The sequence below is a fragment of the Pseudomonas sp. H1_A03 genome (assembly GCF_054685145.1).
The window spans coordinates 5,303,756-5,328,919 of the sequence record NZ_CP162829.1 but is presented as its reverse complement, the minus strand read 5'-3'; the positions used below and the strand labels follow the sequence as shown (position 1 = coordinate 5,328,919).

The following is a 25,164-nucleotide window of genomic DNA, read 5'->3' as shown; positions in this document are numbered from 1 at the left end:
GCAAGTGTAGCCCGATCAATTATCACTGGGGCAACCGATGGCCTGGACTTGGTAGTCCAACACGTGTTCACGGCCTTGGCTGTCCAGGTAGTTGAGTTGCGCCGGGACGATGCCGCATTGGCCGTAGGTGTCGGTGCTTGACAGTACTTTGGCCACATCCAGGTGCACGAAGAAGCCGGTTTTGTCGTGGATCACGGGTTCGGCGGCAAACACGGAACCGGTTGCGAGCAGAGCGGCAAAGCCGAGGATAAACAGTTTCATGACGGTATCTCTCTAAAAGGGTTGGCTGTCACGTCGTGGCAGTGGGTACACGGTAACCAGCCGTCCCGAACAGCCCACCAACAGGATGATGACAAGTTTGTAATGCGGGGCTCAGGGTTGGCGGCCGGAGGCCTCGAGGATCAGGTCGGTGATTTCCTTGGCGTGGGACACCAGTGACAAGTGGCTCGAAGGCAACTCGATGGTGGTGGCGTTCATACGTTTGGCAAGAAAGCGCTCAAGATCCGGGTTGATGGTCTGGTCATTCGTCGACACCGCGTACCAGGACGGCTTGGTGTGCCAGGCGGCATTGACGGTGCGACCGTTGAACAGGGTTTTAGTGATGGGTTGCTGCACGGCATACAGCTCAAGGGCCTTGGCGTGTGGCACATCGGCGGCGAAGTACTTGAGGAAGGCATCCTGGCTCAGGGTGAGGTAACCGTCGTGGTCTTCGACACCGGACCGTACCGGCATGGTCGGGAACTTGGCCGAAAGTGCGACGAAGTCTTCATTGGCGTCCGGCGCGCGCGCGGCGACGTACACCAGCGAGCTGACCTTCGGGTTGACCCCGGCGTCGCTGACCACCGTGCCAGCGTAGGAATGACCGACCAGCACGGTAGGGCCGTCTTGTTGGTCCAGCACGCGGTTGGTGGCGGCGACGTCGTCGGCCACCGAGGTCAGCGGGTTCTGCACGGCGGTGACGTGCAAACCGGCGGCCTGAAGCCGGGTGATTACCTCGGACCAGCTCGAACCGTCAGCCCATGAGCCGTGTACCAGCACCACGTTATTGGCTTTGATCGGTGCGACCGTGCCGGCCATGGCGGTGCCAGTACCCAGCATCAGCAGGCTGGCGGCGATCAGGCAGAGTTTGCTTGCAGGTTTCATGGTGGGACCCTTTTCATCAGTAGGAAGTGGCGTCATCCGGCGTGGGTGACTGACGACTTCACTGTATGAAGTGAGGGTGCTGCCAACACTTACGGCTGCATTACAAACCTGTAATGCATTCGACGTCGGTTGCGTTTACAAGCGCCGAGGTGATCCGTAGATTGCATTGGGCCGATATTTGTTAAAACCGATGAGGAAACCAAGCAGTGTCCATCCGAGGTTCAGCTGTATTCAACCGCCGTTACCGTGCCTTTCTGTTTGATATGGATGGGACGTTGCTCAATTCCATTGCCGCTGCCGAACGGGTGTGGAGCATCTGGGCTGAACGCCATGGCCTGGATGTGGCAGCGTTTTTGAAGACCATTCACGGTGCTCGAGCGATCGATACCATCACACGCCAGGCATTGCCCGGCGTCGATCCTGAGGTGGAGGCGCAATGGATTACCGAGGCTGAAATCAATGATGTGGACGGTGTTGTTGCGATTCCCGGCGCGGTCACGTTTTTGAACAGCCTGCCGGGTGATCAGTGGGCGCTGGTCACCTCCGCACCCAGGGAACTGGCGTTGCGTCGGCTGCAAGCGGCAGGTATTGCGCCGCCGGCGGTGCTGGTGACGGCTGAAGATGTTGCCCTCGGCAAGCCGAACCCCGCGTGTTACGTGCTGGGCGCGCAACGCCTGGGTGTGCCGGTGAAGGATTGCCTGGTATTTGAAGACGCGACGGTAGGCATCCGGGCGGCAGAGGCAGCAGGGGCGGATGTGATGGTCGTGACGTCGACACATCACACGCCTATGGTCACCGAGCATCCTTCGATTGACGGGTATGAACCGTTGAAGGTGCAGTGCGACACGGACGGCTTGTTGTATGTGCAGAGCGGGGCGGCCTGATATAAAAAAAGCCGAGCCCGTTAACGGCCTCGGCCTTGTTCGGCATTGGCTTGATCGGGGGGCTGCATCCGATTATTCCTCATGCCTTGGCGTGACAGCACCATCTCCCGAAGAATTTCATTGGCCAGCCGCGCGATTGCCTCGGCGCCCCGATAATGGGCGCGCACGATCCCGGTAATTGCAAAGTGGTCGGTTTCCGGGCCGCTGAGCACTGCCGAAAGCGTTCCGTCCGCGTGCAGCGTGCAGGTCACCTGGTAGCTGGGCAGACGGGCTGCCAGTGCGGACTCGATTTGCGATTTACTCAGGGTGTCCATCTTGCTTCAGGCCCTTTTACTGATCATGCACGCCCAAGCATAGGTCGAGTTGTGGCGCTGTAAATACCGGCGATCTGATAGCAAGGAATGCGGTATCAGCGTGTCATTTGTCGGCACAACCGACGTTGCACGGCCCGCTGGATAGGTTTGAGGCAGAACAGGAACAGGTAGCCGCCGAGCAGCAGCGTCAGGTCCAGCCACGAATGGGGATCGGTGGAGCCAGTGCCTTCGATTGCGTACCTCAAGCCATAGGCCAGCCCGACGAAGACCAACCCTATCAATAGGGCGATCAACCAAGACCTGTAGGCAAATGGGTGTGTGGTCGTAGGCCTCATCGACGTGCTCCTGAATGCACACGAATGGCTGAGAGTCAGTCAGGAGATTCGGCCGTGAATGAAACAACAAGTTCCAAGCGTGAAGACAGTTTCATCTTTCCACGAAGATGAACACATTGGCGACGTCACTCACGCAATAAAGACAAAAGCAGTTCCAAGGAGTTTTCGCCAGCCGTTACAGTGAACGAAAGGGCTGGCTACTGGAGGCACTTCAAGGCGTCTGGTTTTTGTCCGGAGCCGTCAGGCCGGCCTGGATGCGCTGGTAGATCTCCTCGCGATGCACGGCAACATCCTTAGGGGCGTTGATGCCGATTCGTACTTGCTGGCCGCTGACGCCCAGGATGGTGATCGTGATGTCATCACCGATGTTTATGCTTTCACCAACTTTGCGGGTGAGTATAAGCATGGACTTCTCCTTGATTACTTTTAAGGACACATGTTTCAGACAGGGCAGGTGTCGGATGTGTGTAGCGTACTGCTTAGCGCTTCCCTGTGACTGCCTCTTTTTAGGACGCATAGAGGCGACATTAATTCCCATGGCGGCATCATACAGGTCTGCGATACATCATTCGCATTGTTTAAGCCAATGTTTATGACGGCCAGAATAGACAGTGAATGATAAAGTCGCCTCTTTATCTTTAAAGGAGCAGGGCAGTGCGTAAAGTAGCGATGGCAATTGCGGTGTTGGCATTGGCCGGTTGCGGTGAAGGCAAAAGCGTCGATGCGCCCAAGGCCAAGCCTGTCGTGACCGAAAGCCAGCCCCAGACCGGCGCGATTGCCGCCCAGGAATGGGACGTGCGGGTTGGCCCGCCGGACCACAAGTTGCAGGCGATCACCGACCTCACCGCCTGGTTGCTGGAACATGGTTTCAATTTTTATATCGTGAAGGTCGACGGCAAGGACGAAGTCCTGTTGGGGCCGTTCGCAACCAAGGCTGAGGCTGAGGCCAAGCAAACGTTGCTCAACGAGAAAATGGCCCGTGCCAAGAAAACCGATACTGTTTCAGAAATCATTGAACACAAGGCTGCGCAGTAACAACTTGGATGGGCGGGGTTTCCGCCCTTTTTCAACCGCAGGCTTTAAGGTTCACCGGGCCGACAAACTCATTGCCGCGTCCCATTACGCATGCCACGGTCTGGTTACGCTGACGTTCCCAGGCCTGTACCGGGTAGGTCTTGTTCCAGGCTTCGTATAACTGGCGATCCTGTTTCGACAGGCGCAAGCCGTATCGCTTGCTCATGTAGAAGTACGTGCGAGCGATCATTCCCCGAATAGAAGGGCGTGGCATCACCTTCTTTGCTTTGAAGTCCACCTGGGTCAAGCATGAGCCGTACTGCCCGCTTTGCACGGGCAGCCAGCCAAAACTGAAGTTATTACGGTCACCATTGACCTCGCCGATGCTCGGTACCAGGTTGTGCAGGTCGGCTTCGGCGCGTTTGAACACGTCATCATGGCGCGTGCAGTTCTTGCGCCCGCCGTCCTGCCAGCACTGGCGCTGATGCCCGATTTGCCAGGCCGGAACGATGTGCTCCCACTCGATCCGCGCGGCACGGTTGGCGTTCTTGCGTGGGATGTAGCCACAGGCTTTCAGGTCCACGCGGTTGCCGGTGTATTTGCAGCCGCAATAAAACTCGGTGGATTGTGGGGCGTACAGTTTCCACGCGACTTTCTTGGCTTCGCTGAAGGTTCGAGGCGCTTGGGCGTGGGCGGTAACGGCGAAAAACAGGCAACACACAGCGATAAAACGGACACTCATTGAATCAATCTTCCTTCGGCACAACCCAGAAAATCTGCACACCGCCATCGTCGCGATAGGCGAGGGTGACGTTGTCGTTCTCCGCGATTTCCTCCAGCAAGCGCGCCCACTCATCCTCCGGCTCTTCCGGCAAACGAAAAATCAAAGCCGCCTTGGCTTTCTGGGCGTTGGTCGAATTGATGATTTTTTGCACACGAATGGCCAGGCGTTCGTAGGCACCAGGTGGGGTTGGCACTGCAGGAGAGGACTTTGCCACGGAATATTCCTTAGTTTGCTGTACGCACATACAGTATTTAACTGTAGGCGATTTCGCAACTGCTTAAACTTCAAGAAGTCCGTCTGACAGCAGTTCAGGCAATTTGGTGTAGGGCGCAGGTATTTTTATCGAAGGGTTTTGCGAGGAGGCAGGGGCGGGCAAACCGACCCTGCCGAGGTATCACCGGGAATCAATACTCCCAGAACATCCGTTGCAGCTCTTTGCTGTCCTGAGTCTTGGTCAGGGCGACCATCGCCAGGATGCGCGCTTTCTGCGGGTTCAGGTCGAGTGCTGCGACCCAGTCGTACTTGTCGTCAGGCTGTTCGGCGTTACGCAAAACCATGCCGCCGGCATTGACGTGGGAAGAGCGAATGATCTGCACGCCTTGCTTGCGCAGCTCCACCAGTGCAGGTACGACTTTGGACGATACCGAGCCGTTGCCGGTACCGGCGTGGATGATGGCTTTGGCGCCCGCTTGAGCCAGGGCCTTGTAGGCGGTGTCGCTCACATTGCCATAGCCATAGGCGATCTCAACATCGGGCAGGCTCTTGATGTTTTTGATATCGAATTCCGAATCCATGGTGTGACGCTTGGCTGGCAAGCGGAACCAGTAGGATTTGCCTTCAACCACCATGCCCAGTGGACCCCATGGGCTCTTGAACGCTTCTGTCTTGATATTGATCATCTTGCTGACGTCGCGACCCGACTGGATCTCGTCGTTCATGGTTACCAGCACGCCTTTACCGCGTGCCTCTTTGCTGCTGGCCACGGCCACGGCGTTGTACAGGTTGAGCATGCCGTCTGCCGACATCGCGGTGCCTGGACGCATGGAGCCGACCACCACGATGGGCTTGTCGGTTTTTTCTACCAGGTTCAGGAAGTAAGCGGTTTCTTCCAAGGTGTCGGTACCGTGAGTGATCACGATGCCATCCACGTCCTTGCTGTCCGCCAGTTCGGCGACGCGACGACCCAGTTGCAGCAGGTTTTCGTTGTTGATGCTTTCGGACGCAATTTGCATTACTTGCTCGCCGCGTACATTGGCGATCTGGCTAAGCTCAGGAACACCGGCGATCAATTGCTCGATGCCGACCTTGGCGGCCTGGTAGGTGGCGCTGTTGGCGGCGGAGGCGCCAGCACCGGCAATCGTGCCGCCGGTGGCGAGGATCACCACGTTGGACAGTTTGGTCTTGGTTTCAACTTCCTTTGCCTGGACGGCAACGGGGAACAGCAGCAGGAGGGCCAACGCGCCCGGAACAAAAGTCTTCAGTACAGATTTCATTATTTTTCTCTCTGGTTTTTGATGAGTGCTGTAGCAGGTTCATCTAGAACACCCGGGCAGTTCTGAATGCCACGAGGTGGTTGAGTAGAGCAGGATCTGTACCAGGCCGATTGTGCGCGCGAACATAAAATAACTTATTGATTTATAACGATTTATATTATTTTTGTAGCCTGTTATGCCCAAGTGCGCGTCCGGCTTTCCGAACATCGGGCTGTATTGCGTTCGGTTGTCCGAAAAAAGTTGGCGGTCGGGCCTTTGAGTTGGTAGGCGTGGCGCGGCACGGCCTGTCGTTTTAGAGAACGGCCGGGGGAGAGCGATGTTTAATCACATCCTTTGTCAGGCGCGAGCGAGGTGCTGTATGGCTTGAATGAAAGGCTGCTTTCAACCGTTGACAAATCTCGACAAGGTTCTCATAGTTTGGATAACGCAAACGTTTGCGAGATGTTTCACGTAACACGCCTGAAGTGTCGTGACAGCTCGTATCAGCCACCCGGGTGGGAAGGCTGCCGAAGCACTCTTCGGTGCAAGCGTTGCTCACAATAATCATAAGATCGGAGTGAACCCATGAAGCTGCCATTCGCTGGACGTCTTCTTGCTGTCGCTGTGCTTGCTGCCGCATCCGCCGCTTTGCCTCTTTCCTCTGCATTTGCTGATGACGCCGCCGCCAAACCCAAGGTCGGCCTGGTGATGAAGTCCCTCGCCAACGAATTTTTCGTGACCATGCAAGATGGCGCCAAGGCCTATCAGAAAGATCACGCCGCCGAGTTCGACATGATCACCAACGGCATCAAGAACGAAACCGACACCAGCGCGCAGATCGACATCGTCAACCAGATGATCCTCGCCAAGGTCAACGCTATCGTCATCGCACCCGCCGACTCCAAGGCGTTGGTGACCGTGCTGAAGAAGGCTTCGGATGCCGGTATCAAGGTCGTCAACATCGACAACCGCCTGGACCCGGACGTGCTCAAAAGCAAAAACCTCAATATTCCATTCGTAGGCCCGGACAACCGCAAAGGTTCCAAGCTGGTGGGCGACTACCTGGCCAAGCAACTGGCCTCGGGTGACAAGGTCGGCATCATTGAAGGTGTACCGACCACCACCAACGCCCAGCAACGTACCGCGGGCTACAAGGACGCGATGGATGCTGCCGGCATGAAGATCGTCTCCACCCAATCCGGCAACTGGGAAATCGACCAGGGCCAGAAAGTGGCGTCCGCCATGCTGAGCGAGTACCCGGACCTCAAGGCCCTGTTGGCCGGTAACGACAACATGGCCCTGGGCGCTGTCTCCGCCGTACGTGCGGCAGGCAAGGCCGGCAAGGTGTTGGTCGTGGGTTACGACAATATCGAAGCCATCAAGCCGATGCTGCAGGACGGTCGTGTGCTGGCGACCGCTGACCAGGCCGCTGCTCAGCAAGCCGTGTTCGGTATCCAGAACGCGCTCAAGCTGGTCAAGGGTGAGAAAGTCGATTCCAAAGACGGCGTGATCGAAACCCCGGTCGAACTCGTCCTCAAGAAGTAATCCTGGCAGCACCCAACAGCGTCCGCTCGTCCTGAGCGGGCGCCTGGAGATTTTCCTATGTCATCTTCCGCCCCGAACGCTGTCCTCTCGGTCAGCGGTATCGGCAAGACCTATGCCCAACCGGTTCTGTCCGACATCACCCTGACGCTCAATCGCGGCGAAGTGCTGGCGCTGACCGGTGAAAACGGCGCAGGCAAAAGTACCTTGTCGAAGATCATCGGCGGGCTGGTCACACCCACCACCGGGCACATGCAGTTCAATGGCCAGGACTACCGTCCAGGCAGCCGCACCCAGGCCGAAGAGCTGGGCGTGCGCATGGTTATGCAGGAACTCAACCTGCTGCCCACGTTGACCGTGGCCGAAAATCTTTTTCTGGATAACCTGCCCAGCCAGTGTGGCTGGATCAGCCGCAAGCAACTGCGCAAGGCTGCGATTGAGGCCATGGCCCAGGTCGGCCTGGACGCCATCGACCCGGATACCTTGGTCGGCACCCTGGGCATTGGCCATCAGCAAATGGTCGAGATCGCCCGCAACCTGATCGGCGATTGCCACGTATTGATCCTCGACGAACCCACGGCGATGCTTACCGCCCGTGAAGTCGAGATGCTGTTTGAACAAATCACCCGTCTGCAGGCCCGGGGCGTGGCGATCATTTACATTTCACACCGGCTGGAAGAGCTGGCCCGTGTCGCCCAGCGCATCGCGGTATTGCGCGACGGCAAGCTGGTGTGTGTCGAGCCGATGGCCAACTACAACAGCGAGCAACTGGTCACCTTGATGGTCGGCCGTGAGTTGGGCGAACACATTGACCTGGGCCCACGCACCATAGGTGGCCCGGCCCTGACGGTAAAAGGCTTGACCCGCTCGGACAAAGTCCGCGACGTGTCCTTTGAAGTGCGCGCAGGTGAGATTTACGGCATCTCCGGCCTGATCGGCGCCGGTCGTACCGAATTGCTGCGTCTGATCTTCGGCGCCGACCTGGCCGACAGCGGCACTGTGGCACTCGGTTCGCCGGCTCAAGTGGTGAGCATCCGCTCGCCGGCGGACGCGGTGGGCCATGGCATTGCTTTGATCACCGAGGACCGCAAGGGCGAAGGCCTGCTGCTGACCCAGTCCATCAGCGCCAACATTGCCCTGGGCAACATGCCGGAAATTTCCGGTGGCGGCGTGGTCAACAGCCGCAACGAAACCGCACTGGCCAAGCGCCAGATCGATGCCATGCGCATTCGCAGTTCCAGCCCGGCGCAGTTGGTGTCCGAGTTGTCTGGCGGTAACCAGCAGAAAGTGGTGATTGGCCGCTGGCTGGAGCGCGATTGCTCGGTAATGCTGTTCGATGAGCCGACTCGCGGTATCGATGTCGGTGCCAAATTCGACATCTATGCCTTGCTCGGCGAATTGACCCGCCAGGGCAAAGCGCTGGTGGTGGTGTCCAGCGATCTGCGTGAACTCATGCTGATCTGTGATCGTATCGGTGTGTTGTCCGCCGGGCGTCTGATCGACACCTTCGAGCGTGACAGCTGGACTCAGGACGAATTGCTCGCCGCCGCCTTTGCCGGCTATCAAAAACGTGATGCGCTGCTCAACGACGCAGTGCTTAGGGATACCCCATGAAAACCACCACTTCACCCGGTAAAACCGGCGGCAACTTCTATGGTCTGGGCACTTACCTGGGCCTGGCGGGTGCTTTGCTGGCGATGATTGCGCTGTTTTCGGTGCTCAGCGACCACTTCCTGTCCTACGACACCTTCAGCACCCTGGCCAACCAGATTCCGGACCTGATGGTTCTGGCGGTGGGCATGACCTTCATCCTGATCATCGGCGGTATCGACCTGTCAGTGGGCTCGGTGCTGGCACTGGCGGCATCGGCCGTCAGCGTGGCAATTCTCAGTTGGGGCTGGAGTGTATTGCCGGCCGCTGTGCTGGGCATGGGCTGCGCGGCATTGGCCGGCACCATCACCGGCTCGATCACCGTGGCCTGGCGTATTCCTTCATTTATCGTGTCCCTCGGCGTGTTGGAAATGGCCCGTGGTGTGGCGTACCAGATGACCGGATCGCGCACGGCTTACATCGGTGATTCGTTTGCCTGGCTGTCCAACCCGATTGCCTTTGGTATCTCGCCGTCGTTCATCATTGCCTTGCTGGTGATCATCGCCGCGCAGCTTGTACTGACGCGTACTGTGTTTGGTCGCTACCTGATCGGTATCGGCACCAACGAAGAAGCCGTACGCCTGGCCGGGATCAATCCCAAGCCCTACAAGATCCTGGTGTTCAGCCTTATGGGCCTGCTGGCCGGTGTGGCGGCGTTGTTCCAGATCTCGCGCCTTGAAGCGGCGGACCCGAACGCGGGTTCCGGCCTGGAGCTGCAAGTGATCGCTGCGGTAGTCATCGGTGGTACCAGCCTGATGGGTGGACGTGGTTCGGTGATCAGTACTTTTTTTGGTGTGTTGATTATTTCGGTATTGGCCGCTGGCCTGGCGCAGATCGGTGCCACGGAACCCACTAAGCGCATTATCACCGGTGCCGTGATCGTGATTGCCGTGGTTCTGGATACCTACCGCAGCCAGCGCGCCAGTCGACGAGGCTGAACCATGGCAACGATCAAGGATGTGGCCGCGCTTGCCGGTATTTCCTACACCACGGTGTCCCATGTGGTGAACAAGACTCGCCCGGTCAGCGAGCCGGTACGCATCAAGGTCGAGGCGGCCATCAAGCAGCTCGACTATGTGCCCAGCGCTGTCGCGCGTTCGCTCAAAGCCAAGACCACGGCCACCATCGGTTTGCTGGTGCCCAATAGCCTTAACCCCTATTTTGCGGAGCTGGCCCGGGGCATCGAGGATTACTGCGAGCGCAATGGCTATTGCGTGATCCTCTGTAACTCCGACGACAACGCTGAAAAGCAGCGCAGCTATCTGCGCGTGTTGCTGGAGAAGCGTATCGACGGCTTGATCGTGACGTCGGTGGGTGGCGACGACAGTGGCCTCGCCGCAGGCTTGAGCGCGGTGCGTACGCCCATGGTGATTGTTGACCGGGCGCTGGATGGCATTGACGTGGACTTGGTGCGTATCGATCACGAGGAGGGCGCCTACCTGGCGACCCGGCACTTGCTCGAGCTGGGCCATCGCGATATCGCCTGCATCGGCGGCCCGGCCCATACCCGCGTCGCGCAGATGCGTCTGGCGGGTTATCACCGCGCGTTGAGCGAGGCGGGCGTGGCGGTGGCGGCCAATCGCACCCAAGAAAGTGATTTCACCAGCACTGGCGGTTATGCCGCCGCCGTGCAATTACTGGCGCAAAATCCGCCCAGCGCCATTTTTGCCAGCAACGACATGATTGGTTTCGGCGTGTTGCGCGCAGCGGCGGAGCGTAATATCCGCGTGCCGGGCGAGCTGTCGGTAATCGGTTTCGATGACATTCAAATGGGCCGCTACGTCTATCCGGCGCTGACCACGGTGGGGCAATCGATCGTGCAACTGGGCGAAACAGCGGCCGAGCTTTTACTGCAAAGAATTGCAACACCCCAACTGCCGATCGATCAACGGATCGTGACGCCGAGCATCGTATTGCGTGAGTCGACGGCGCCCGTCGCCGGTACGTTCGCGCAATACCGCTGAACCGAATTGATGAGTACTGATGTATGCCAGCAAAAGTAGTGGTAGTGGGCAGTTTGAACATGGACCTGGTCACCCGCGCCAGCCGGTTGCCGCGTGCCGGTGAAACACTCATCGGCCAAACGTTTTCCACAGTGCCTGGCGGTAAGGGTGCGAACCAGGCTGTAGCGTCGGCGCGACTGGGCGCCGATGTTTCGATGATAGGTTGTGTCGGTACCGATGCCTATGGCGCCCAATTGCGTGACGCGCTGTTGGTGGAAGGCATCGACTGCCAGGCCGTCAGCAGCGTGGACGGCTCCAGTGGCGTGGCGTTGATCGTGGTGGATGACAGCAGCCAGAACGCGATTGTGATTGTCGCGGGCAGTAACGGCGAACTCACGCCGGCCTCGTTACAGGCGTTCGACGCGGTCCTGCAAGCGGCCGAAGTGATCATCTGCCAGCTGGAAGTGCCGATGGACACTGTGGGCTATACCCTCAAGCGCGGGCATGAATTGGGCAAGACGGTGATCCTCAACCCAGCTCCGGCCAGCGGCCCATTGCCGGCTGAGTGGTATGCCTCGATCGACTACCTGATCCCCAATGAAAGCGAAGCCACCGCTCTGAGCGGTGTGACGGTCGACTCCATTGAGAGTGCCAGGGTGGCGGCGACCCGGCTGATTCAGGCGGGCGCCGGCAAGGTCATCATTACGCTGGGCTCTCAGGGCGCGCTGTTTGCCGACGGCCAGGGCTTTGAGCATCTGCTGGCGCCGAAGGTCAAGGCGGTGGATACCACGGCGGCTGGCGATACCTTTGTCGGTGGTTTTGCCGCGGCGTTGGCCAGTGGCAAAAGCGAGGCCGAGGCGATTCGTTTTGGTCAGGTCGCGGCGGCGTTGTCGGTCACCCGCGCCGGTGCGCAACCCTCTATTCCAACGCTGCACGACGTACAAGGTTTTGTACCCTCATGAAAAAGACACCTCTGCTGAATATCGCACTGTCGCGTGTGATCGCCTCCCTGGGGCATGGCGACATCCTGGTGATTGGCGATGCCGGCCTGCCGGTGCCGCCGGGCGTCGAACTGATTGACCTGGCGTTGACCCAGGGCATCCCGGACTTCATCAGCACCTTGCGTATCGTGCTCAGCGAAATGCAGGTGGAAAGCCATGTGCTGGCCGAAGAAATCCTGCTCAAGCAGCCGCCGGCGCTGGCCGACCTCAATGCGCTCACAGAGCAGGCAGCCCTTGGTGAGCGGCGCCTGGCCAGCCATGAAGAATTCAAGCTGCTCAGCCGCAAGGCGCGCGCCGTGGTGCGCACCGGCGAATGCCAGCCTTACTGCAATATCGCGCTGGTGTCCGGCGTAACCTTCTAGAGTTCCCAACGACAAGGAGTGTTTTATGCAACGTGGTCTCCCAACCCTGAAAAATCTGTTCCGGAGTGTCCTGCTTTTGTCCGCACTCACAGCCGCCAGCGCCCACGCGGCGGAAAAAATCGACCTGATCATCGACACCGACCCAGGCGCCGATGATGTGGTGGCATTGCTCTTCGCCATGGCTTCGCCGGAGGAGCTGAACATTCGTGCGCTGACCACCGTCGCTGGTAACGTGCGCCTGGACAAGACCTCCCGCAACGCACGCCTGGCCCGCGAGTGGGCAGGGCGCGAGGAAATCCCGGTCTACGCCGGTGCGCCAGCGCCGCTGCTGCGTACGCCGATCTACGCTGAGAATATCCATGGCAAGGAAGGTATTTCCGGCGTCACCGTGCACGAGCCCAAAAAAGGCCTGGCTGACGGCAATGCCGTTGATTACCTGATCAAGACCCTGAGCACTGCCAAGCCTCACAGCATCACTATCGCCATGCTCGGCCCGCAGACCAACCTGGCGCTGGCACTGACCCAGGCGCCGGAAATCACCCAAGGCATCAAGGAAGTAGTGGTGATGGGCGGGGCGCACTTCAATGGCGGCAATATCACGCCGGTGGCAGAGTTCAACCTGTTCGCTGACCCGGTCGCGGCCGAGATTGTGCTCAAAAGTGGCGTCAAGCTGACCTACCTGCCGCTGGACGTGACTCACAAGGTACTGACCAGCGAGGCGCGCCTGAAAAAGATTGCCGACATCAATAACAACGCGAGCAAGGTTGTCGGCGACATTCTTAACGAGTACGTCAAGGGCGACATGGAGCACTACGGCATCCCAGGCGGCCCGGTGCATGACGCTACCGTCATTGCGTACCTGCTCAAGCCTTCGCTGTTCAGCGGTCGTCAGGCCAATGTGGTGGTGGACAGCCGAGAAGGCCCGACCTTCGGCCAGACCATCGTCGACTGGTACGACGGCCTGAAGCAGGAGAAGAACGTGTTCTGGGTTGAGAACGGTGATGCGCAGGGCTTTTTCGATCTGTTGACCGAGCGTCTCGCGCGTCTGAAGTAATGTGTTGACTGGTCGGCGTTCGGCGGCCGGTTCTTATTCACGTTCGGGGTTGTGTGCCCCCATGTGATCGGCCGGGTATTTCTCGAATACCTGGCCGATGAACGCTTGCGCCGCTTGTGTGCCCAGTTCCTTGACCAGCAGGTCGATACCGATGATCGCCAATTCCTCCGGGCTGCCGGGGCTGTAGGAGCTCTGTCCCTGGGGCCACTTGGCTTTGATGTCGGCTTGGAGCGTTACGGTGGTCATGACTATCTCGCGGGGCTGAAAGTGCTGTGTAGTGCGCTGGAACGCGGTTCTTACCGGGGCAGTTAACCATCTTACGTTGCGTTTGGCACTGATACTTAGGCATGAGGCGCCTCGGAATGAGGTCGGCGCTGTGCGACACTGTCGGCCTGTTTAATTGCCGGGGAACACCACGTGCAGATCGACCTGAACAACCCCGAGAACCTGACCCTGGCGAATGTGCGCCAACTGCTCGCCAGTGCCAGTGACGACGAGCATACCCAGTTGCGGGTGACCAAAGCCGGAATCGCTTTTATCTCTTCAGGCAGCGCTGTAGGCGGTGCGGATATCGACGGGCTGCTGTTTCGCCTGGAGACTTGGGCCAAAGGTTCCGGATACGTAGGGAATGTGGCCGCCAGCGACGAGGTCTGGGTGACGCAGATTTTCAACGCGTTAAAACAGAACTGGCCAGAGCCAGAATTCGCCTACATCGACATCTACTGATTTCATTCATATCTGGTCACGATTGACCGGGCGAATGCCTGTCGAGACTCAGGCAGACTTGCCTGGCGGCGGTTTACGTCTTGAAACCAATCCGCCCAATCGCTGTCGCACGATCTCTGTCCATTTTTTATCATAGGAGGCTTCATGCCTTGGAAGCTCGCATCATTCGGTACTTTGTTGGCAGCACTCGCGTTGGCGGGTTGCAGCACCCCGGGTGCCTCTGAGCCAGCCAAAGACGCCGCCGTGGCCGATGCCGGTCACAGCCGCTGTGAGTCGAAGGCCGCCGAATTCACCGTAGGCCAGAAAGCCTCGCCCCAGTTGCTGGAGCAGGCGCGTACCCGTGCCGGTGCGCAGAACGCACGAATCCTCAAGCCGAACGACATGATTACCCTGGAATACCGCTCCGACCGCTTGAACCTGAACACCGACGACAACCTGGTGATCACACGGGTCAATTGCGGCTAAGCCTCTCCTGGTTTTTGCAGCGCCCACAAAAAACCCCGTCACATGGACGGGGTTTTTTTAGCTCAGCGGAGAATTACTCGCCGCGAACTTGTGCTGCTTGCATACCCTTTTGGCCTTTCTCAGCCACGAAGGAAACGGTTTGGCCTTCTTTCAGGCTTTTGAAACCGTCGCTTTCGATAGCTTTGAAGTGTACGAACAGGTCGTCACCGCCACCTTGAGGAGTGATGAAGCCGAAGCCTTTTTCATCGTTGAACCATTTAACGGTGCCGGTTTGGCGATTAGACATGGTGTATCTCCAAGAAACATATATTTTCAGTAGTGCTGTGCTGCTCAGGCCAACTGGGCACACAGGGCTATCATAGTCGAAATGTTCGGCTTGGGAGCCCCCCAAGGCATTGTTTGCTAATCAATAGCGTTACGTTTGATGCTCTGATCGGCTGAAAGCCCCGGTTTACGGGGCTTTAGCTCGAAATATCAGCTCGTAAAAAAAGCCGTAAAAGCTGCGTAATTTGTGAGAAACGGCAGTTTTCGGGCCGTTTTTCCGGCAAAACAGGCATGTGATCGGACGAAAATCTTACTTTTTCTTCACGACTTTGCAGGACGAAATAGCCGCGACTGCTTTGTTTTTGAGCTCCGGGCTGGCGTTCTGGTTGGTCATGAGTTCCTTGATCTCTGCAGTGCTCAATTCGGCGTTGATCTTGTCAGCGCCACATTCGCAATGGGCTTTGGCAGTTTTGGCATCCACGTTCTGGCTGGCAGCTGCGCTGCAATCGCTGACGAAGCTGTCGCGAGCACCGGCTGGCCAGTTCGACGGGGCAGCTGCCTGTGCGCCGAGGGAAAGGAGGGTCAGGGAAGCGGCGAGAGCGAGGGTAGAGGTGAAACGCATCATGAGGATGCTCCTTTGGGTCGAGGACGAACGGCGATTCTCAGTGGGTTTGAGGCATTGCGTACAGCTCAAGTTCACTTTTGCAGCTATAAAGGCCGGAATTTGTGTTTAGGCAAGATGGCGGCGGCGCGATGACCGTTCATCTGTGCTAGCATCCTCGTCCTGGCTATTTCCAGGCGCGCCATTTGCCGTCTTGCCATGTTCTTTTTAGCTCACTCCAGTCACTCTGGTCTGATTATCGGTTGGCCGAAAGGCTCCTGCCGCTGTAAGGCAGGCGTTCATTATTGAACGGCCTGGTGTTGGATCTTGTACTGGCTCATCCCAACCCACGTGACCTTTGGTAGGGGTCACCACTAGGAGAGGAGGCGCCATGCCAACTATTACTCTTCCCGATGGCAGTCAACGTTCTTTCGATCATTCGGTATCCGTAGCCGAGGTCGCCGCATCCATTGGTGCTGGCCTGGCCAAGGCCACTGTGGCCGGTAAAGTCGACGGCAAGCTGGTTGACGCCAGCGACCTGATCACCTCCGATGCCAGCCTGCAAATCATCACGCCCAAGGACCAAGAGGGGCTCGAGATCATTCGCCACTCTTGCGCTCACCTGATTGGCCATGCGGTCAAGCAGCTGTACCCCACCGCGAAAATGGTGATCGGCCCGGTCATTGACGAAGGTTTCTATTACGACATCGCCTACGAGCGTCCTTTTACGCCGGACGACCTGGCGGCCATCGAGCAGCGTATGCACGCGCTGATCGAAAAAGATTACGACGTGATCAAGAAGGTCACGCCGCGCGCCGAAGTGATCGACGTGTTCACCGCCCGTGGCGAGGACTACAAGCTGCGTCTGGTGGAAGACATGCCGGACGAGCAGGCCATGGGCCTGTACTACCACGAAGAATATGTCGACATGTGCCGCGGCCCGCACGTGCCGAACACGCGCTTCCTCAAGTCGTTCAAGCTGACCAAGCTGTCCGGCGCCTACTGGCGCGGCGACGCGAAGAACGAGCAACTGCAGCGGATCTACGGCACCGCTTGGGCTGACAAGAAGCAGCTGGCTGCCTACATTCAGCGCATCGAGGAAGCCGAAAAACGTGACCACCGTAAGATTGGCAAGCGCCTGAACCTGTTCCACCTCCAGGAAGAAGCGCCGGGGATGGTGTTCTGGCACCCGAACGGCTGGACCCTGTACCAAGTGCTTGAGCAGTACATGCGCAAGGTGCAGCGCGAGAACGGCTACCTGGAGATCAAGACGCCTCAGGTTGTTGACCGTAGCCTGTGGGAGAAATCCGGGCACTGGGCCAACTATGCCGACAATATGTTCACCACCCAGTCGGAAAACCGCGACTACGCCATCAAGCCAATGAACTGCCCATGCCACGTGCAGGTGTTCAACCAGGGCCTGAAGAGCTACCGCGAGTTGCCAATGCGCCTGGCCGAGTTCGGTGCCTGCCACCGTAACGAGCCATCGGGTGCGCTGCACGGCATCATGCGCGTGCGCGGCTTCACTCAGGACGATGCCCACATCTTCTGCACCGAAGAGCAGATGCAGGCTGAATCCGCTGCTTTCATCAAGCTGACCATGGACGTTTACCGCGATTTCGGCTTCACCGAAGTCGAAATGAAGCTGTCCACTCGTCCGGAAAAACGCGTTGGCTCCGACGAACTATGGGATCGCGCCGAAGCTGCACTGGCCGCAGCGCTCGACAGCGCGGGCCTTGCGTACGATCTGCAGCCGGGTGAGGGGGCGTTCTACGGTCCGAAGATCGAGTTCTCACTGAAAGATTGCCTTGGCCGCGTCTGGCAGTGTGGTACCCTGCAGCTCGATTTTAACCTGCCGATCCGTCTGGGAGCCGAATATGTCTCCGAAGACAACAGCCGTAAACACCCGGTTATGCTGCACCGGGCGATCCTCGGCTCGTTCGAGCGGTTCGTCGGGATCCTGATCGAGCACTACGAGGGTGCATTCCCCGCGTGGTTGGCTCCGACCCAGGCAGTGATCATGAATATCACTGATAAACAGGCAGATTTTGCCGCTGAAGTTGAAAAAACTCTCAACGAAAGCGGATTTCGTGCCAAGTCCGACTTGAGAAATGAAAAGATCGGCTTTAAAATCCGCGAGCATACTTTGCTCAAGGTTCCCTATCTTTTGGTTATTGGAGATCGGGAAGTCGAGATGCAGACTGTCGCTGTGCGTACTCGTGAAGGTGCTGACCTGGGCTCGATGCCCGTCGCCCAGTTCGCTGAGTTCCTCGCGCAAGCGGTTTCCCGGCGTGGTCGCCCAGATTCGGAGTAATTATTATTAAGCGTGAAATGAGACAAGATAAACGAGCTGCACCGAAAGCCCCGATCAACGAGAATATCTCGGCACGCGAGGTTCGGTTAATTGGCGCTGATGGCGAGCAGATTGGCATCGTCTCGATTGATGAAGCGCTTCGTATTGCAGAAGAGTCCAAGCTGGACCTGGTGGAAATTTCCGCCGATGCAATCCCACCTGTTTGTCGGGTGATGGACTACGGCAAATCTATCTTCGAAAAGAAGAAGCAGGTTGCCGCAGCGAAGAAGAACCAGAAGCAGATTCAAGTAAAAGAAATCAAGTTTCGTCCAGGGACGGAGGAAGGGGATTACCAGGTAAAACTGCGCAACCTGGTACGTTTCCTGAGTGATGGGGACAGGGCCAAGGTATCCTTGCGATTCCGCGGCCGTGAGATGGCCCACCAGGAGCTGGGGATGGAACTCCTCAAGCGGGTTGAAGCTGACCTGCTCGAGTACGGTTCGGTCGAACAGCATCCTAAGATGGAAGGACGCCAACTGATCATGGTCATCGCCCCGAAAAAGAAGAAGTAATCAACAGGGCACGGCAGGCCTTCTGATTATGTTTATCAACTGAATGCGGAGTATCCGAACATGCCAAAGATGAAGACTAAAAGTGGTGCTGCTAAGCGGTTTCTGAAAACTGCTAACGGTATCAAGCACAAGCACGCTTTCAAGAGCCACATCCTGACCAAAATGTCGACCAAGCGTAAGCGTCAACTGCGCGGTAGCAGCTTGCTGCATCCGTCTGACGTGGCAAAAGTCGAGCGCATGCTGCGCCTTCGTTAATTTTTGGATCAAGATAGAGGAAGTAACTCATGGCTCGTGTAAAGCGTGGCGTCATTGCCCGTAAACGTCACAAAAAAATTCTGAAACTCGCTAAAGGCTACTACGGCGCGCGTTCACGCGTATTCCGTGTTGCCAAGCAAGCGGTAATCAAGGCAGGCCAATACGCCTACCGTGACCGTCGTCAGAAAAAACGTCAGTTCCGCGCTCTGTGGATCGCTCGTATCAACGCTGGTGCACGTGTTAACGGTCTGTCCTACAGCCGTTTCATCGCTGGCCTGAAAAAAGCGTCCATCGAAATCGACCGTAAGGTTCTGGCTGAACTGGCCGTGAACGAAAAAGCGGTGTTTGCTGCGATTGTCGAGAAAGCTAAAGCCACCTTGGCTTAAGTACCCCCGACAGTCACCCTGGGTTGCTCCTGCAGCCCTAGGTGGTAAACGTCATAAATAGGGGAAGAGCCTTCAAGCTCTTCCCCTATTTTGTATCTGGAGTCTGTACATGGAAAACCTGGACGCGCTCGTCGCTCAAGCTCTCGAGGCTGTGCAAAGCGCTGAAGATATCAATGCCCTGGAGCAAATCCGGGTTCACTACCTTGGCAAAAAGGGTGAATTGACTCAGGTGATGAAGACCCTGGGGAATTTGCCGGCAGAAGAGCGCCCGCAAGTCGGCGCGCTGATCAACGTCGCCAAGGAGCGTGTCACAGAGGTTCTCAATGCGCGCAAGGCGTCGCTCGAGGAGGCCGATCTTGCGGCCAAGCTCGCGGCCGAGTCCATTGACGTCACCCTGCCTGGCCGTGGCCAGACCTCGGGCGGTCTGCACCCGATCACCCGGACTCTGGAACGTATCGAGCAGTTCTTCACCCACATCGGCTACGGCATCGCCGAAGGCCCTGAGGTCGAAGACGACTATCACAACTTCGAGGCGCTCAACATCCCAGGTCATCACCCGGCCCGGTCGATGCACGACACCTTCTATTTCAACGCGAACATGCTGTTGCGCACCCATACCTCGCCGGTACAGGTCCGCACCATGGAAGCGAACAAGCCGCCGATCCGCATTGTCTGCCCAGGCCGTGTGTACCGCAGCGACTCGGATATCACCCACTCGCCGATGTTCCACCAGGTCGAAGGCCTGCTGGTTGATCGCGACATCAACTTCGCTGACCTCAAAGGCACCATCGAAGAATTCCTCCGCGTGTTCTTCGAGAAGGAGCTGGCGGTGCGTTTCCGTCCATCGTTTTTCCCGTTCACCGAGCCGTCCGCTGAAGTCGACATGGAATGCGTGATGTGCAGCGGTAAAGGCTGCCGCGTCTGCAAGCAGACTGGCTGGCTGGAAGTGATGGGCTGCGGCATGGTTCACCCCAACGTGCTGCGCATGTCCGGCATCGATCCGGAAGAGTTCTCGGGCTTTGCCTTCGGCATGGGCGTTGAGCGTCTGGCCATGCTGCGTTACGGCGTGAACGACTTGCGTCTGTTCTTCGACAACGACTTGCGGTTCCTCGCGCAATTTCGCTAGTCGTAACGAATCTTTAGGAGAGCAGGATGAAATTCAGTGAACAATGGCTGCGCGGCTGGGTAAGCCCGCAGGTAGATCGCGACGAGCTGGTTGCTCGTCTGTCGATGGCCGGTCTTGAGGTCGATAGCGTCACTCCGGCCGCCGGTGTTTTCAGCGGCGTCGTAGTGGGCGAGGTGCTGAGCACCGAGCAGCACCCTGATGCTGACAAGTTGCGTGTGTGCCAGGTCAGCAATGGCGCGGAAACCTTCCAGGTCGTGTGCGGAGCGCCTAACGTGCGCCCGGGCCTGAAGATCCCATTCGCCATGATCGGTGCCGAGCTGCCAGGCGACTTCAAGATCAAGAAAGCCAAGCTGCGTGGTGTCGAGTCCAACGGCATGCTGTGCTCCCAGGCGGAGCTGCAGGTCGGCGAGGGCAATGATGGCCTGATGGAATTGCCGGCCGACGCACCAGTGGGCGAGGACATCCGCGTTTACCTGGAACTGGAAGACGCCAGCATCGAGGTCGACCTGACCCCGAACCGTGGCGACTGCCTGTCCCTGGCCGGCCTGGCCCGTGAAGTGGGCGCGTTGTACAACGCTCCGGTCACCCGCCCTGTGGTTGCCGCTGTGCCTGCGGTACACGATGAAGTACGCCCGATCGACGTGCTGGCGCCAAACGCCTGCCCGCGTTACCTGGGTCGTGTGATCCGTAACGTCGACCTGTCCAAGCCAACCCCGTTGTGGATGGTTGAACGCCTGCGCCGTGCTGACGTGCGCAGCATCGACGCGGCTGTCGACATTACCAACTATGTGATGCTGGAGCTGGGCCAACCGCTGCATGCGTTCGACCTCGCCGAAATCAACGGCGGCATCCGCGTACGCATGGCGGAAGAAGGTGAGAAGCTGGTGCTGCTCGACGGCCAGGAAGTCAGCCTGCGTGCCGACACCCTGGTCATCGCCGACCACTCCCGCGCCCTGGCGATTGCCGGCGTGATGGGTGGCGAGCACAGCGGTGTGTCCGAGACCACCCGCGACGTATTCCTTGAGAGTGCCTTCTTCGACCAGATCGCCATCGCCGGCAAGGCCCGTTCCTACGGCCTGCACACCGATGCCTCGCACCGCTACGAGCGTGGTGTGGACTGGAAACTCGCCCGTGAAGCCATGGAGCGCGCCACGGGCCTGCTGCTGGAAATCACCGGCGGCGAAGCGGGTCCGATCACCGAAACCGTCAACGAACAGTACCTGCCGTCCGTTGCCCCGATCACCCTGCGCGCGAAGAGCGTTGAGCAAATGCTCGGCCTGGTGATCGCGCCGGCTGAAATCGAACAACTGCTGTCGGCCCTCGGCCTGGGTATTTCCTCGAGCGGGGAAGGGCAGTGGAACGTTGAGGTGCCAAGTCACCGCTTCGACATCAGCCTGGAAGTCGACCTTATCGAAGAACTGGCCCGCCTTTACGGCTACAACCGTCTGCCGGTTCGTTACCCGCAAGCGCGCCTGGCACCGCAACCCAAGGCTGAGGCGCGTGCGCACCTGCCTGAGCTGCGCCGCCTGCTGGTTGCCCGTGGCTACCAGGAAGCGGTGACCTACAGCTTCATCGATCCAAAGCAGTTCGAACTGTTCAATCCCGGTGTCGAGCCGCTGCTGCTGGCCAATCCGATCTCCAATGACATGGCCGCCATGCGCTCGTCATTGTGGCCAGGCCTGGTGAAAGCCCTTTCCCATAACCTGAACCGTCAGCAAGACCGCGTGCGCATGTTCGAAAGCGGCCTGCGTTTTGTCGGCCAACTCGACGGCCTGAAACAAGAGCCAATGCTCGCTGGCGTGGTGTGCGGTAGCCGTCTGCCGGAAGGCTGGGCGCAGGGCCGCGATGCCGTGGACTTCTTCGACGTCAAGGCTGACGTAGAAGCGGTGCTGGGCTTTGCCGGTGCTCTGGATGCCTTCACCTTCGTTCCTGGTAGCCATCCGGCATTGCACCCGGGCCAGACGGCACGTATCGAGCGCGACGGGCGTTTGGTGGGCTTCGTCGGTGCCATTCACCCTGAACTGTCGAAAACCCTCGGTCTCGACCGTCCGGTCTTCGTGTTCGAACTGGTCCTGGCTGAAGTCGCCTCGGGCAAAATGCCTAAATTCAGCGAGCTGTCACGCTTCCCTGAAGTGCGCCGCGACCTGGCGCTGATTGCCGACCGTGAAGTGGCCGCCACTGCGGTTCTGGATGTAATCCGTGAAAATGCAGGGGAATGGCTGACAGACCTCAGGCTATTTGACGTCTATCAGGGTAAAGGTATTGATCCGCATAGAAAAAGCCTAGCAGTTGGCTTGACCTGGCAGCATCCATCGCGCACTCTTAATGACGATGAGGTGAATACCACGACACAAAATATCCTCACCTCGCTCGAACAAAGGTTGAACGCCACGTTAAGGAAGTGACGTATGGGGGCTTTGACGAAAGCTGAGATGGCGGAACGTCTGTACGAAGAGTTGGGTCTGAACAAGCGCGAGGCCAAGGAATTGGTCGAGCTGTTTTTTGAAGAAATCAGACACGCTCTGGAAGACAACGAACAGGTCAAATTGTCCGGTTTCGGCAATTTTGACCTGCGGGACAAACGCCAGCGGCCTGGCCGCAATCCAAAAACGGGAGAAGAAATCCCGATCACGGCTCGCCGTGTGGTCACCTTTCGTCCAGGGCAGAAGTTGAAGGCCCGAGTTGAGGCTTATGCTGGAACCAAGTCATAACGACGAGCTACCCGTCATCCCAGGCAAACGCTACTTCACCATAGGTGAAGTCAGCGAGCTCTGTGCGGTAAAACCGCACGTGTTGCGCTATTGGGAGCAGGAGTTTCCTCAACTCAACCCCGTCAAACGCACCGGGAACCGTCGGTATTATCAGCGCCAGGATGTGCTGATGATCCGACAGATCCGCGCGTTGCTGTACGACCAGGGGTTCACCATCAGCGGTGCGCGCCAGCGTATGTCCGGTGATGAAGCCAAAGACGACACGACCCAATACAAGCAAATGATCCGCCAGATGATCTCCGAACTCGAAGATGTACTGGTGGTTTTGAAGAAGTGATTCCGGCTTTTAAAATACTTCCACATTTCAAAAGCTTGCGGTATATTCCGGTTCGCTTCGTTAAGAAGCGAACCCAGTAACACGCCTAGTCGGGGCGTAGCGCAGTCCGGTAGCGCACTAGCATGGGGTGCTAGGGGTCGAGTGTTCGAATCACTCCGTCCCGACCATATAATTCAAAGGGGTCGCGAGATTAATCTCGCGGCCCCTTTTTGTTTTTAACGTGTCTACCTTTACAAGCCATTCCGGGCCTCTTGAACCTTTCGAGTCGGATGATTATGCCCCTGAGGTTGATCCTTCAGGACCTGTGCGTCGTCAGCGTGCTCGATGACACGGCTATGGCGCTTGTTTTCTCGGCTTACGGTTAAGATGACGCAGGTAAAACATCACAGGGGAAGGCACTCGCGATGGCAGCTCGTTTTGATCCATGGGTCCATATCGATTGGAAAACCCCCGGCGGCGAGTTGCTTGTGCTGCTCCAGCATTACTATCCCGATATCAGTGTGTTTTCCGGCGCGCCATTCGAGGCGCTGTTGGATGAGCTCTCCAACGAAATGCCGGAGGTCTGCTTTGAGGCGTTGGCAGCCGTGTTGGCGCGCCACGGCTTCGACCTGTGGAATCTGGACGCCGGTGGCGATGATTACCGACCGGTCATTTTTCCGACCGATCAGCGCCAGGCTTTTGCACAGCATTGGCAACAACAAAACGCAGAACCACAATTCACCCCAACGTTGATTGGGCTGAAAAAGCCTCTTGCCACTGAACGCAAACCCACCAAGCCCAAGCGCAGCAAATTGAAATGGCTGCAGGACGTCCATGACTATCCCGGGCCCACCTATGTGGATGAATACAACTATCGCAACGGTTGGGCCGCCATTACCGAGCAGGACGAAGACCAGTGGCTGTGCTTTCTGATTGATTACAATCGATGGCCGCCCACCGAGCAGGACATGCTTGAGCGCCGGAGCGACGGTGTAGACGGCGCTGACTTGCAACTCATCGATGCCAACGCTCAGCGCAGCCTGTGGAAGCGTCGGGCTACAAGCGGTGCTTACCCTTCGGATGATCGTTACCGGTACGAAATTCATCAAGGCGATGACATTCAGGGCTTCGGCGCCGCCGAGATGGAATGGCCGGAATTCGAAGACCCCTGCGTGGTGGTCGATGCGCAGGTTTTCGAACGTCAACGCCTCTACCAGCCCGAGCAGTTGACGCGGATCTGGCGGATCACGATGCATGCCAGCGAGGTCATTTTCGAGCACTCGGATGAACTGACAATCCTGCCCATCGGCCCGCGCCGTTTGCTGTTCATGCAGCACAACGGTGCGCTGTGCTGGATTTGGAATCAAGACGCAGCACACCAGGCTGTTGCTGCCCAACCGATGCCGGCTCATGCTTATAAATTACGGGCGTCTACTGCGTACCTGGGAGGTGACGAGGTCCTGTTGTTCAGCGAAGGCGAGCGGCAGAACCCTGAGCACACGGGCTACCAGGAGACTGTGCTGTTGGCGTGGCGCTTCAACTTCATCACGGGTGCCACGACAAAGGCGGTGTTGGACGGCTTTGGCAGCGAGCTGTGCCAGGACACCCGCCTGCTCGTCACACAGCCCAAGCAGGTCATCACGTTGCGTACGTTTCATGGGCAGCTTCAGGTTGCCCGTGGACATGGGGATTGGTGGGTGTGGAATTACCGGACTCATAGTTCTGGCACGCAGACGTTGGCGTGGTTTTGGAATCAGGTCAGCAATGAAGTGGTGAAACTGTCTTCCAAGGATATTGTGCGGGTGAAACCGCAGATTCGTTACCTCAGGGCGCAGGATCGGTATCTGGCGTTTGAAACAGCGTTTGTAGCGCGGATGCCGGAGTTTGCGCAGATCATTGAGGCTAAGGGGTGTGAGGTTTTGGTTTTTGAGTGAGGGCGGGCACCTGACCA

General features: G+C 58.0%; 31 protein-coding genes and 1 tRNA gene. 21 read left to right on the top strand and 11 right to left on the bottom strand.

All coding sequences use genetic code 11. From position 1 onward, the window contains the following. Positions 1–15: 15 nt before the first annotated feature. Both AB4O35_RS24585 and AB4O35_RS24580 read right to left on the bottom strand, forming a co-directional pair. Complete coding sequence (locus tag AB4O35_RS24585) at positions 16–261, bottom strand: DUF2790 domain-containing protein (RefSeq protein ID WP_049712400.1); 246 nt, start codon at positions 259–261, stop codon at positions 16–18. Between the two features lie 111 nt (positions 262–372). Further along, positions 373–1,143, bottom strand: a complete 771-nt coding sequence (locus AB4O35_RS24580) for an alpha/beta fold hydrolase (protein WP_065874089.1) — start codon at positions 1,141–1,143, stop codon at positions 373–375. 206 nt (positions 1,144–1,349) lie between these two features. Here AB4O35_RS24580 and AB4O35_RS24575 point away from each other — a divergent pair, with 206 nt between their 5' ends. Further along, positions 1,350–2,027, top strand: coding sequence for an HAD family hydrolase (locus AB4O35_RS24575; RefSeq protein WP_065874088.1), 678 nt, complete (start codon positions 1,350–1,352; stop codon positions 2,025–2,027). A 20-nt stretch (positions 2,028–2,047) separates the two neighbouring features. On the opposite strand, the gene AB4O35_RS24570 is transcribed toward AB4O35_RS24575, so the two are convergent. From AB4O35_RS24570 to csrA, 3 genes are all read right to left on the bottom strand, one after another. Next, positions 2,048–2,341 carry a hypothetical protein gene (locus AB4O35_RS24570; RefSeq protein WP_065874086.1) on the bottom strand — a complete coding sequence of 98 codons (294 nt, stop codon included), beginning with the start codon at positions 2,339–2,341 and terminating at the stop codon, positions 2,048–2,050. Positions 2,342–2,436: 95 nt separating this feature from the next. Then, on the bottom strand, positions 2,437–2,676 hold the full coding sequence (locus AB4O35_RS24565) for a hypothetical protein (protein ID WP_065874085.1): 240 nt from the start codon (positions 2,674–2,676) through the stop codon (positions 2,437–2,439). A 211-nt stretch (positions 2,677–2,887) separates the two neighbouring features. Next, positions 2,888–3,082, bottom strand: coding sequence for a carbon storage regulator CsrA (csrA, locus tag AB4O35_RS24560; protein WP_003192511.1), 195 nt, complete (start codon positions 3,080–3,082; stop codon positions 2,888–2,890). 263 nt (positions 3,083–3,345) lie between these two features. Here csrA and AB4O35_RS24555 point away from each other — a divergent pair, with 263 nt between their 5' ends. Then, positions 3,346–3,711 carry an SPOR domain-containing protein gene (locus AB4O35_RS24555; protein WP_065874083.1) on the top strand — a complete coding sequence of 122 codons (366 nt, stop codon included), beginning with the start codon at positions 3,346–3,348 and terminating at the stop codon, positions 3,709–3,711. Positions 3,712–3,742: 31 nt separating this feature from the next. Here AB4O35_RS24555 and AB4O35_RS24550 read toward each other — a convergent pair whose 3' ends face one another. From AB4O35_RS24550 to AB4O35_RS24540, 3 genes are all read right to left on the bottom strand, one after another. Further along, positions 3,743–4,432 (bottom strand): endonuclease, encoded by a 690-nt coding sequence (locus AB4O35_RS24550; protein WP_065874081.1) that lies wholly within the window; start codon positions 4,430–4,432, stop codon positions 3,743–3,745. A gap of 4 nt (positions 4,433–4,436) precedes the next feature. After that, on the bottom strand, positions 4,437–4,688 hold the full coding sequence (locus AB4O35_RS24545; protein WP_082224448.1) for a DUF1654 domain-containing protein: 252 nt from the start codon (positions 4,686–4,688) through the stop codon (positions 4,437–4,439). Positions 4,689–4,878: 190 nt separating this feature from the next. Next, positions 4,879–5,967, bottom strand: coding sequence for an asparaginase (locus AB4O35_RS24540; protein WP_065880891.1), 1,089 nt, complete (start codon positions 5,965–5,967; stop codon positions 4,879–4,881). Positions 5,968–6,531: 564 nt separating this feature from the next. Between AB4O35_RS24540 and AB4O35_RS24535 the strand changes: the two genes are divergently transcribed. Genes AB4O35_RS24535 through AB4O35_RS24505 form a run of 7 tightly spaced genes read left to right on the top strand, consistent with a single transcriptional unit; the run spans position 6,532 to position 13,498 of the window. Further along, positions 6,532–7,491 carry a sugar ABC transporter substrate-binding protein gene (locus AB4O35_RS24535; RefSeq protein ID WP_065874076.1) on the top strand — a complete coding sequence of 320 codons (960 nt, stop codon included), beginning with the start codon at positions 6,532–6,534 and terminating at the stop codon, positions 7,489–7,491. Between the two features lie 57 nt (positions 7,492–7,548). Continuing rightward, positions 7,549–9,102: a sugar ABC transporter ATP-binding protein gene (locus AB4O35_RS24530; protein WP_065880892.1), complete on the top strand. Its 1,554-nt coding sequence runs from the start codon at positions 7,549–7,551 to the stop codon at positions 9,100–9,102. Beyond that, positions 9,099–10,076, top strand: coding sequence for an ABC transporter permease (locus AB4O35_RS24525; protein ID WP_015884943.1), 978 nt, complete (start codon positions 9,099–9,101; stop codon positions 10,074–10,076). The genes AB4O35_RS24530 and AB4O35_RS24525 overlap by 4 nt, the downstream gene beginning before the upstream one ends. A 3-nt stretch (positions 10,077–10,079) precedes the next feature. Beyond that, a complete protein-coding gene (locus AB4O35_RS24520) occupies positions 10,080–11,102 on the top strand; it encodes a LacI family DNA-binding transcriptional regulator (RefSeq protein ID WP_065874073.1) in 1,023 nt (340 codons plus the stop codon). 23 nt (positions 11,103–11,125) lie between these two features. Next, the gene (gene rbsK, locus AB4O35_RS24515) at positions 11,126–12,043 is read left to right on the top strand and encodes a ribokinase (protein ID WP_065874072.1); all 918 of its coding nucleotides are present in this window, start codon (positions 11,126–11,128) and stop codon (positions 12,041–12,043) included. Further along, entirely contained in the window at positions 12,040–12,444 is a 405-nt protein-coding gene (rbsD, locus tag AB4O35_RS24510; RefSeq protein ID WP_065874070.1) for a D-ribose pyranase, read from the top strand. Before rbsK ends, rbsD begins: the two co-directional genes overlap by 4 nt. 25 nt (positions 12,445–12,469) lie before the next feature. Further along, positions 12,470–13,498, top strand: coding sequence for a nucleoside hydrolase (locus AB4O35_RS24505; RefSeq protein WP_049712414.1), 1,029 nt, complete (start codon positions 12,470–12,472; stop codon positions 13,496–13,498). 33 nt (positions 13,499–13,531) lie between these two features. Here the strand turns inward: AB4O35_RS24505 and AB4O35_RS24500 are convergent, their stop codons facing one another. Beyond that, positions 13,532–13,744 carry a hypothetical protein gene (locus AB4O35_RS24500; RefSeq protein ID WP_032886978.1) on the bottom strand — a complete coding sequence of 71 codons (213 nt, stop codon included), beginning with the start codon at positions 13,742–13,744 and terminating at the stop codon, positions 13,532–13,534. Positions 13,745–13,915: 171 nt separating this feature from the next. Here AB4O35_RS24500 and AB4O35_RS24495 point away from each other — a divergent pair, with 171 nt between their 5' ends. Together AB4O35_RS24495 and AB4O35_RS24490 are read left to right on the top strand one after the other, a co-directional pair. Then, positions 13,916–14,224 (top strand): hypothetical protein, encoded by a 309-nt coding sequence (locus AB4O35_RS24495; protein ID WP_065874069.1) that lies wholly within the window; start codon positions 13,916–13,918, stop codon positions 14,222–14,224. A gap of 144 nt (positions 14,225–14,368) precedes the next feature. Further along, the gene (locus AB4O35_RS24490) at positions 14,369–14,689 is read left to right on the top strand and encodes an I78 family peptidase inhibitor (RefSeq protein WP_065874067.1); all 321 of its coding nucleotides are present in this window, start codon (positions 14,369–14,371) and stop codon (positions 14,687–14,689) included. A gap of 73 nt (positions 14,690–14,762) precedes the next feature. Here the strand turns inward: AB4O35_RS24490 and AB4O35_RS24485 are convergent, their stop codons facing one another. Together AB4O35_RS24485 and AB4O35_RS24480 are read right to left on the bottom strand one after the other, a co-directional pair. Continuing rightward, positions 14,763–14,975, bottom strand: a complete 213-nt coding sequence (locus tag AB4O35_RS24485) for a cold-shock protein (protein WP_003234260.1) — start codon at positions 14,973–14,975, stop codon at positions 14,763–14,765. 288 nt (positions 14,976–15,263) lie between these two features. Continuing rightward, positions 15,264–15,578 (bottom strand): hypothetical protein, encoded by a 315-nt coding sequence (locus AB4O35_RS24480; RefSeq protein ID WP_015884935.1) that lies wholly within the window; start codon positions 15,576–15,578, stop codon positions 15,264–15,266. A 367-nt stretch (positions 15,579–15,945) separates the two neighbouring features. Here AB4O35_RS24480 and thrS point away from each other — a divergent pair, with 367 nt between their 5' ends. The 10 genes from thrS to AB4O35_RS24430 all read left to right on the top strand — a co-directional run bounded on the left by thrS (position 15,946) and on the right by AB4O35_RS24430 (position 25,147). Then, on the top strand, positions 15,946–17,868 hold the full coding sequence (gene thrS, locus AB4O35_RS24475; protein ID WP_024076468.1) for a threonine--tRNA ligase: 1,923 nt from the start codon (positions 15,946–15,948) through the stop codon (positions 17,866–17,868). Beyond that, positions 17,868–18,419, top strand: coding sequence for a translation initiation factor IF-3 (gene infC / locus AB4O35_RS24470; protein WP_015884933.1), 552 nt, complete (start codon positions 17,868–17,870; stop codon positions 18,417–18,419). The genes thrS and infC overlap by 1 nt, the downstream gene beginning before the upstream one ends. A gap of 60 nt (positions 18,420–18,479) precedes the next feature. Then, a complete protein-coding gene (gene rpmI, locus AB4O35_RS24465) occupies positions 18,480–18,674 on the top strand; it encodes a 50S ribosomal protein L35 (protein WP_002553160.1) in 195 nt (64 codons plus the stop codon). A 29-nt stretch (positions 18,675–18,703) separates the two neighbouring features. Then, positions 18,704–19,060: a 50S ribosomal protein L20 gene (gene rplT / locus AB4O35_RS24460; protein WP_003174975.1), complete on the top strand. Its 357-nt coding sequence runs from the start codon at positions 18,704–18,706 to the stop codon at positions 19,058–19,060. A gap of 109 nt (positions 19,061–19,169) precedes the next feature. After that, positions 19,170–20,186: a phenylalanine--tRNA ligase subunit alpha gene (gene pheS / locus AB4O35_RS24455; RefSeq protein WP_065874065.1), complete on the top strand. Its 1,017-nt coding sequence runs from the start codon at positions 19,170–19,172 to the stop codon at positions 20,184–20,186. Positions 20,187–20,212: 26 nt separating this feature from the next. Then, positions 20,213–22,591 carry a phenylalanine--tRNA ligase subunit beta gene (gene pheT / locus AB4O35_RS24450; protein ID WP_065874063.1) on the top strand — a complete coding sequence of 793 codons (2,379 nt, stop codon included), beginning with the start codon at positions 20,213–20,215 and terminating at the stop codon, positions 22,589–22,591. Positions 22,592–22,594: 3 nt separating this feature from the next. Then, a complete protein-coding gene (gene ihfA, locus AB4O35_RS24445; protein WP_002553164.1) occupies positions 22,595–22,897 on the top strand; it encodes an integration host factor subunit alpha in 303 nt (100 codons plus the stop codon). Continuing rightward, the gene (locus AB4O35_RS24440) at positions 22,878–23,234 is read left to right on the top strand and encodes a MerR family transcriptional regulator (protein ID WP_003219935.1); all 357 of its coding nucleotides are present in this window, start codon (positions 22,878–22,880) and stop codon (positions 23,232–23,234) included. Before ihfA ends, AB4O35_RS24440 begins: the two co-directional genes overlap by 20 nt. Before the next feature lie 90 nt (positions 23,235–23,324). Continuing rightward, positions 23,325–23,401 (top strand) — tRNA-Pro (locus AB4O35_RS24435). A gap of 237 nt (positions 23,402–23,638) precedes the next feature. After that, complete coding sequence (locus AB4O35_RS24430; protein ID WP_065946012.1) at positions 23,639–25,147, top strand: hypothetical protein; 1,509 nt, start codon at positions 23,639–23,641, stop codon at positions 25,145–25,147. Positions 25,148–25,164 lie beyond the last annotated feature (17 nt).

Coding starts and splice junctions, on each gene's coding strand:
- AB4O35_RS24585 (WP_049712400.1), bottom strand. CDS start 261: ATGAAACTGTTTATCCTCGGCTTTGCCGCTCTGCTCGCAACCGGTTCC.
- AB4O35_RS24580 (WP_065874089.1), bottom strand. CDS start 1,143: ATGAAACCTGCAAGCAAACTCTGCCTGATCGCCGCCAGCCTGCTGATG.
- AB4O35_RS24570 (WP_065874086.1), bottom strand. CDS start 2,341: ATGGACACCCTGAGTAAATCGCAAATCGAGTCCGCACTGGCAGCCCGT.
- AB4O35_RS24565 (WP_065874085.1), bottom strand. CDS start 2,676: ATGAGGCCTACGACCACACACCCATTTGCCTACAGGTCTTGGTTGATC.
- csrA (WP_003192511.1), bottom strand. CDS start 3,082: ATGCTTATACTCACCCGCAAAGTTGGTGAAAGCATAAACATCGGTGAT.
- AB4O35_RS24555 (WP_065874083.1), top strand. CDS start 3,346: ATGGCAATTGCGGTGTTGGCATTGGCCGGTTGCGGTGAAGGCAAAAGC.
- AB4O35_RS24550 (WP_065874081.1), bottom strand. CDS start 4,432: ATGAGTGTCCGTTTTATCGCTGTGTGTTGCCTGTTTTTCGCCGTTACC.
- AB4O35_RS24540 (WP_065880891.1), bottom strand. CDS start 5,967: ATGAAATCTGTACTGAAGACTTTTGTTCCGGGCGCGTTGGCCCTCCTG.
- AB4O35_RS24535 (WP_065874076.1), top strand. CDS start 6,532: ATGAAGCTGCCATTCGCTGGACGTCTTCTTGCTGTCGCTGTGCTTGCT.
- AB4O35_RS24530 (WP_065880892.1), top strand. CDS start 7,549: ATGTCATCTTCCGCCCCGAACGCTGTCCTCTCGGTCAGCGGTATCGGC.
- AB4O35_RS24525 (WP_015884943.1), top strand. CDS start 9,099: ATGAAAACCACCACTTCACCCGGTAAAACCGGCGGCAACTTCTATGGT.
- AB4O35_RS24520 (WP_065874073.1), top strand. CDS start 10,080: ATGGCAACGATCAAGGATGTGGCCGCGCTTGCCGGTATTTCCTACACC.
- rbsK (WP_065874072.1), top strand. CDS start 11,126: ATGCCAGCAAAAGTAGTGGTAGTGGGCAGTTTGAACATGGACCTGGTC.
- rbsD (WP_065874070.1), top strand. CDS start 12,040: ATGAAAAAGACACCTCTGCTGAATATCGCACTGTCGCGTGTGATCGCC.
- AB4O35_RS24505 (WP_049712414.1), top strand. CDS start 12,470: ATGCAACGTGGTCTCCCAACCCTGAAAAATCTGTTCCGGAGTGTCCTG.
- AB4O35_RS24500 (WP_032886978.1), bottom strand. CDS start 13,744: ATGACCACCGTAACGCTCCAAGCCGACATCAAAGCCAAGTGGCCCCAG.
- AB4O35_RS24490 (WP_065874067.1), top strand. CDS start 14,369: ATGCCTTGGAAGCTCGCATCATTCGGTACTTTGTTGGCAGCACTCGCG.
- AB4O35_RS24485 (WP_003234260.1), bottom strand. CDS start 14,975: ATGTCTAATCGCCAAACCGGCACCGTTAAATGGTTCAACGATGAAAAA.
- AB4O35_RS24480 (WP_015884935.1), bottom strand. CDS start 15,578: ATGATGCGTTTCACCTCTACCCTCGCTCTCGCCGCTTCCCTGACCCTC.
- thrS (WP_024076468.1), top strand. CDS start 15,946: ATGCCAACTATTACTCTTCCCGATGGCAGTCAACGTTCTTTCGATCAT.
- rpmI (WP_002553160.1), top strand. CDS start 18,480: ATGCCAAAGATGAAGACTAAAAGTGGTGCTGCTAAGCGGTTTCTGAAA.
- rplT (WP_003174975.1), top strand. CDS start 18,704: ATGGCTCGTGTAAAGCGTGGCGTCATTGCCCGTAAACGTCACAAAAAA.
- pheS (WP_065874065.1), top strand. CDS start 19,170: ATGGAAAACCTGGACGCGCTCGTCGCTCAAGCTCTCGAGGCTGTGCAA.
- pheT (WP_065874063.1), top strand. CDS start 20,213: ATGAAATTCAGTGAACAATGGCTGCGCGGCTGGGTAAGCCCGCAGGTA.
- ihfA (WP_002553164.1), top strand. CDS start 22,595: ATGGGGGCTTTGACGAAAGCTGAGATGGCGGAACGTCTGTACGAAGAG.
- AB4O35_RS24440 (WP_003219935.1), top strand. CDS start 22,878: ATGCTGGAACCAAGTCATAACGACGAGCTACCCGTCATCCCAGGCAAA.
- AB4O35_RS24430 (WP_065946012.1), top strand. CDS start 23,639: ATGGCAGCTCGTTTTGATCCATGGGTCCATATCGATTGGAAAACCCCC.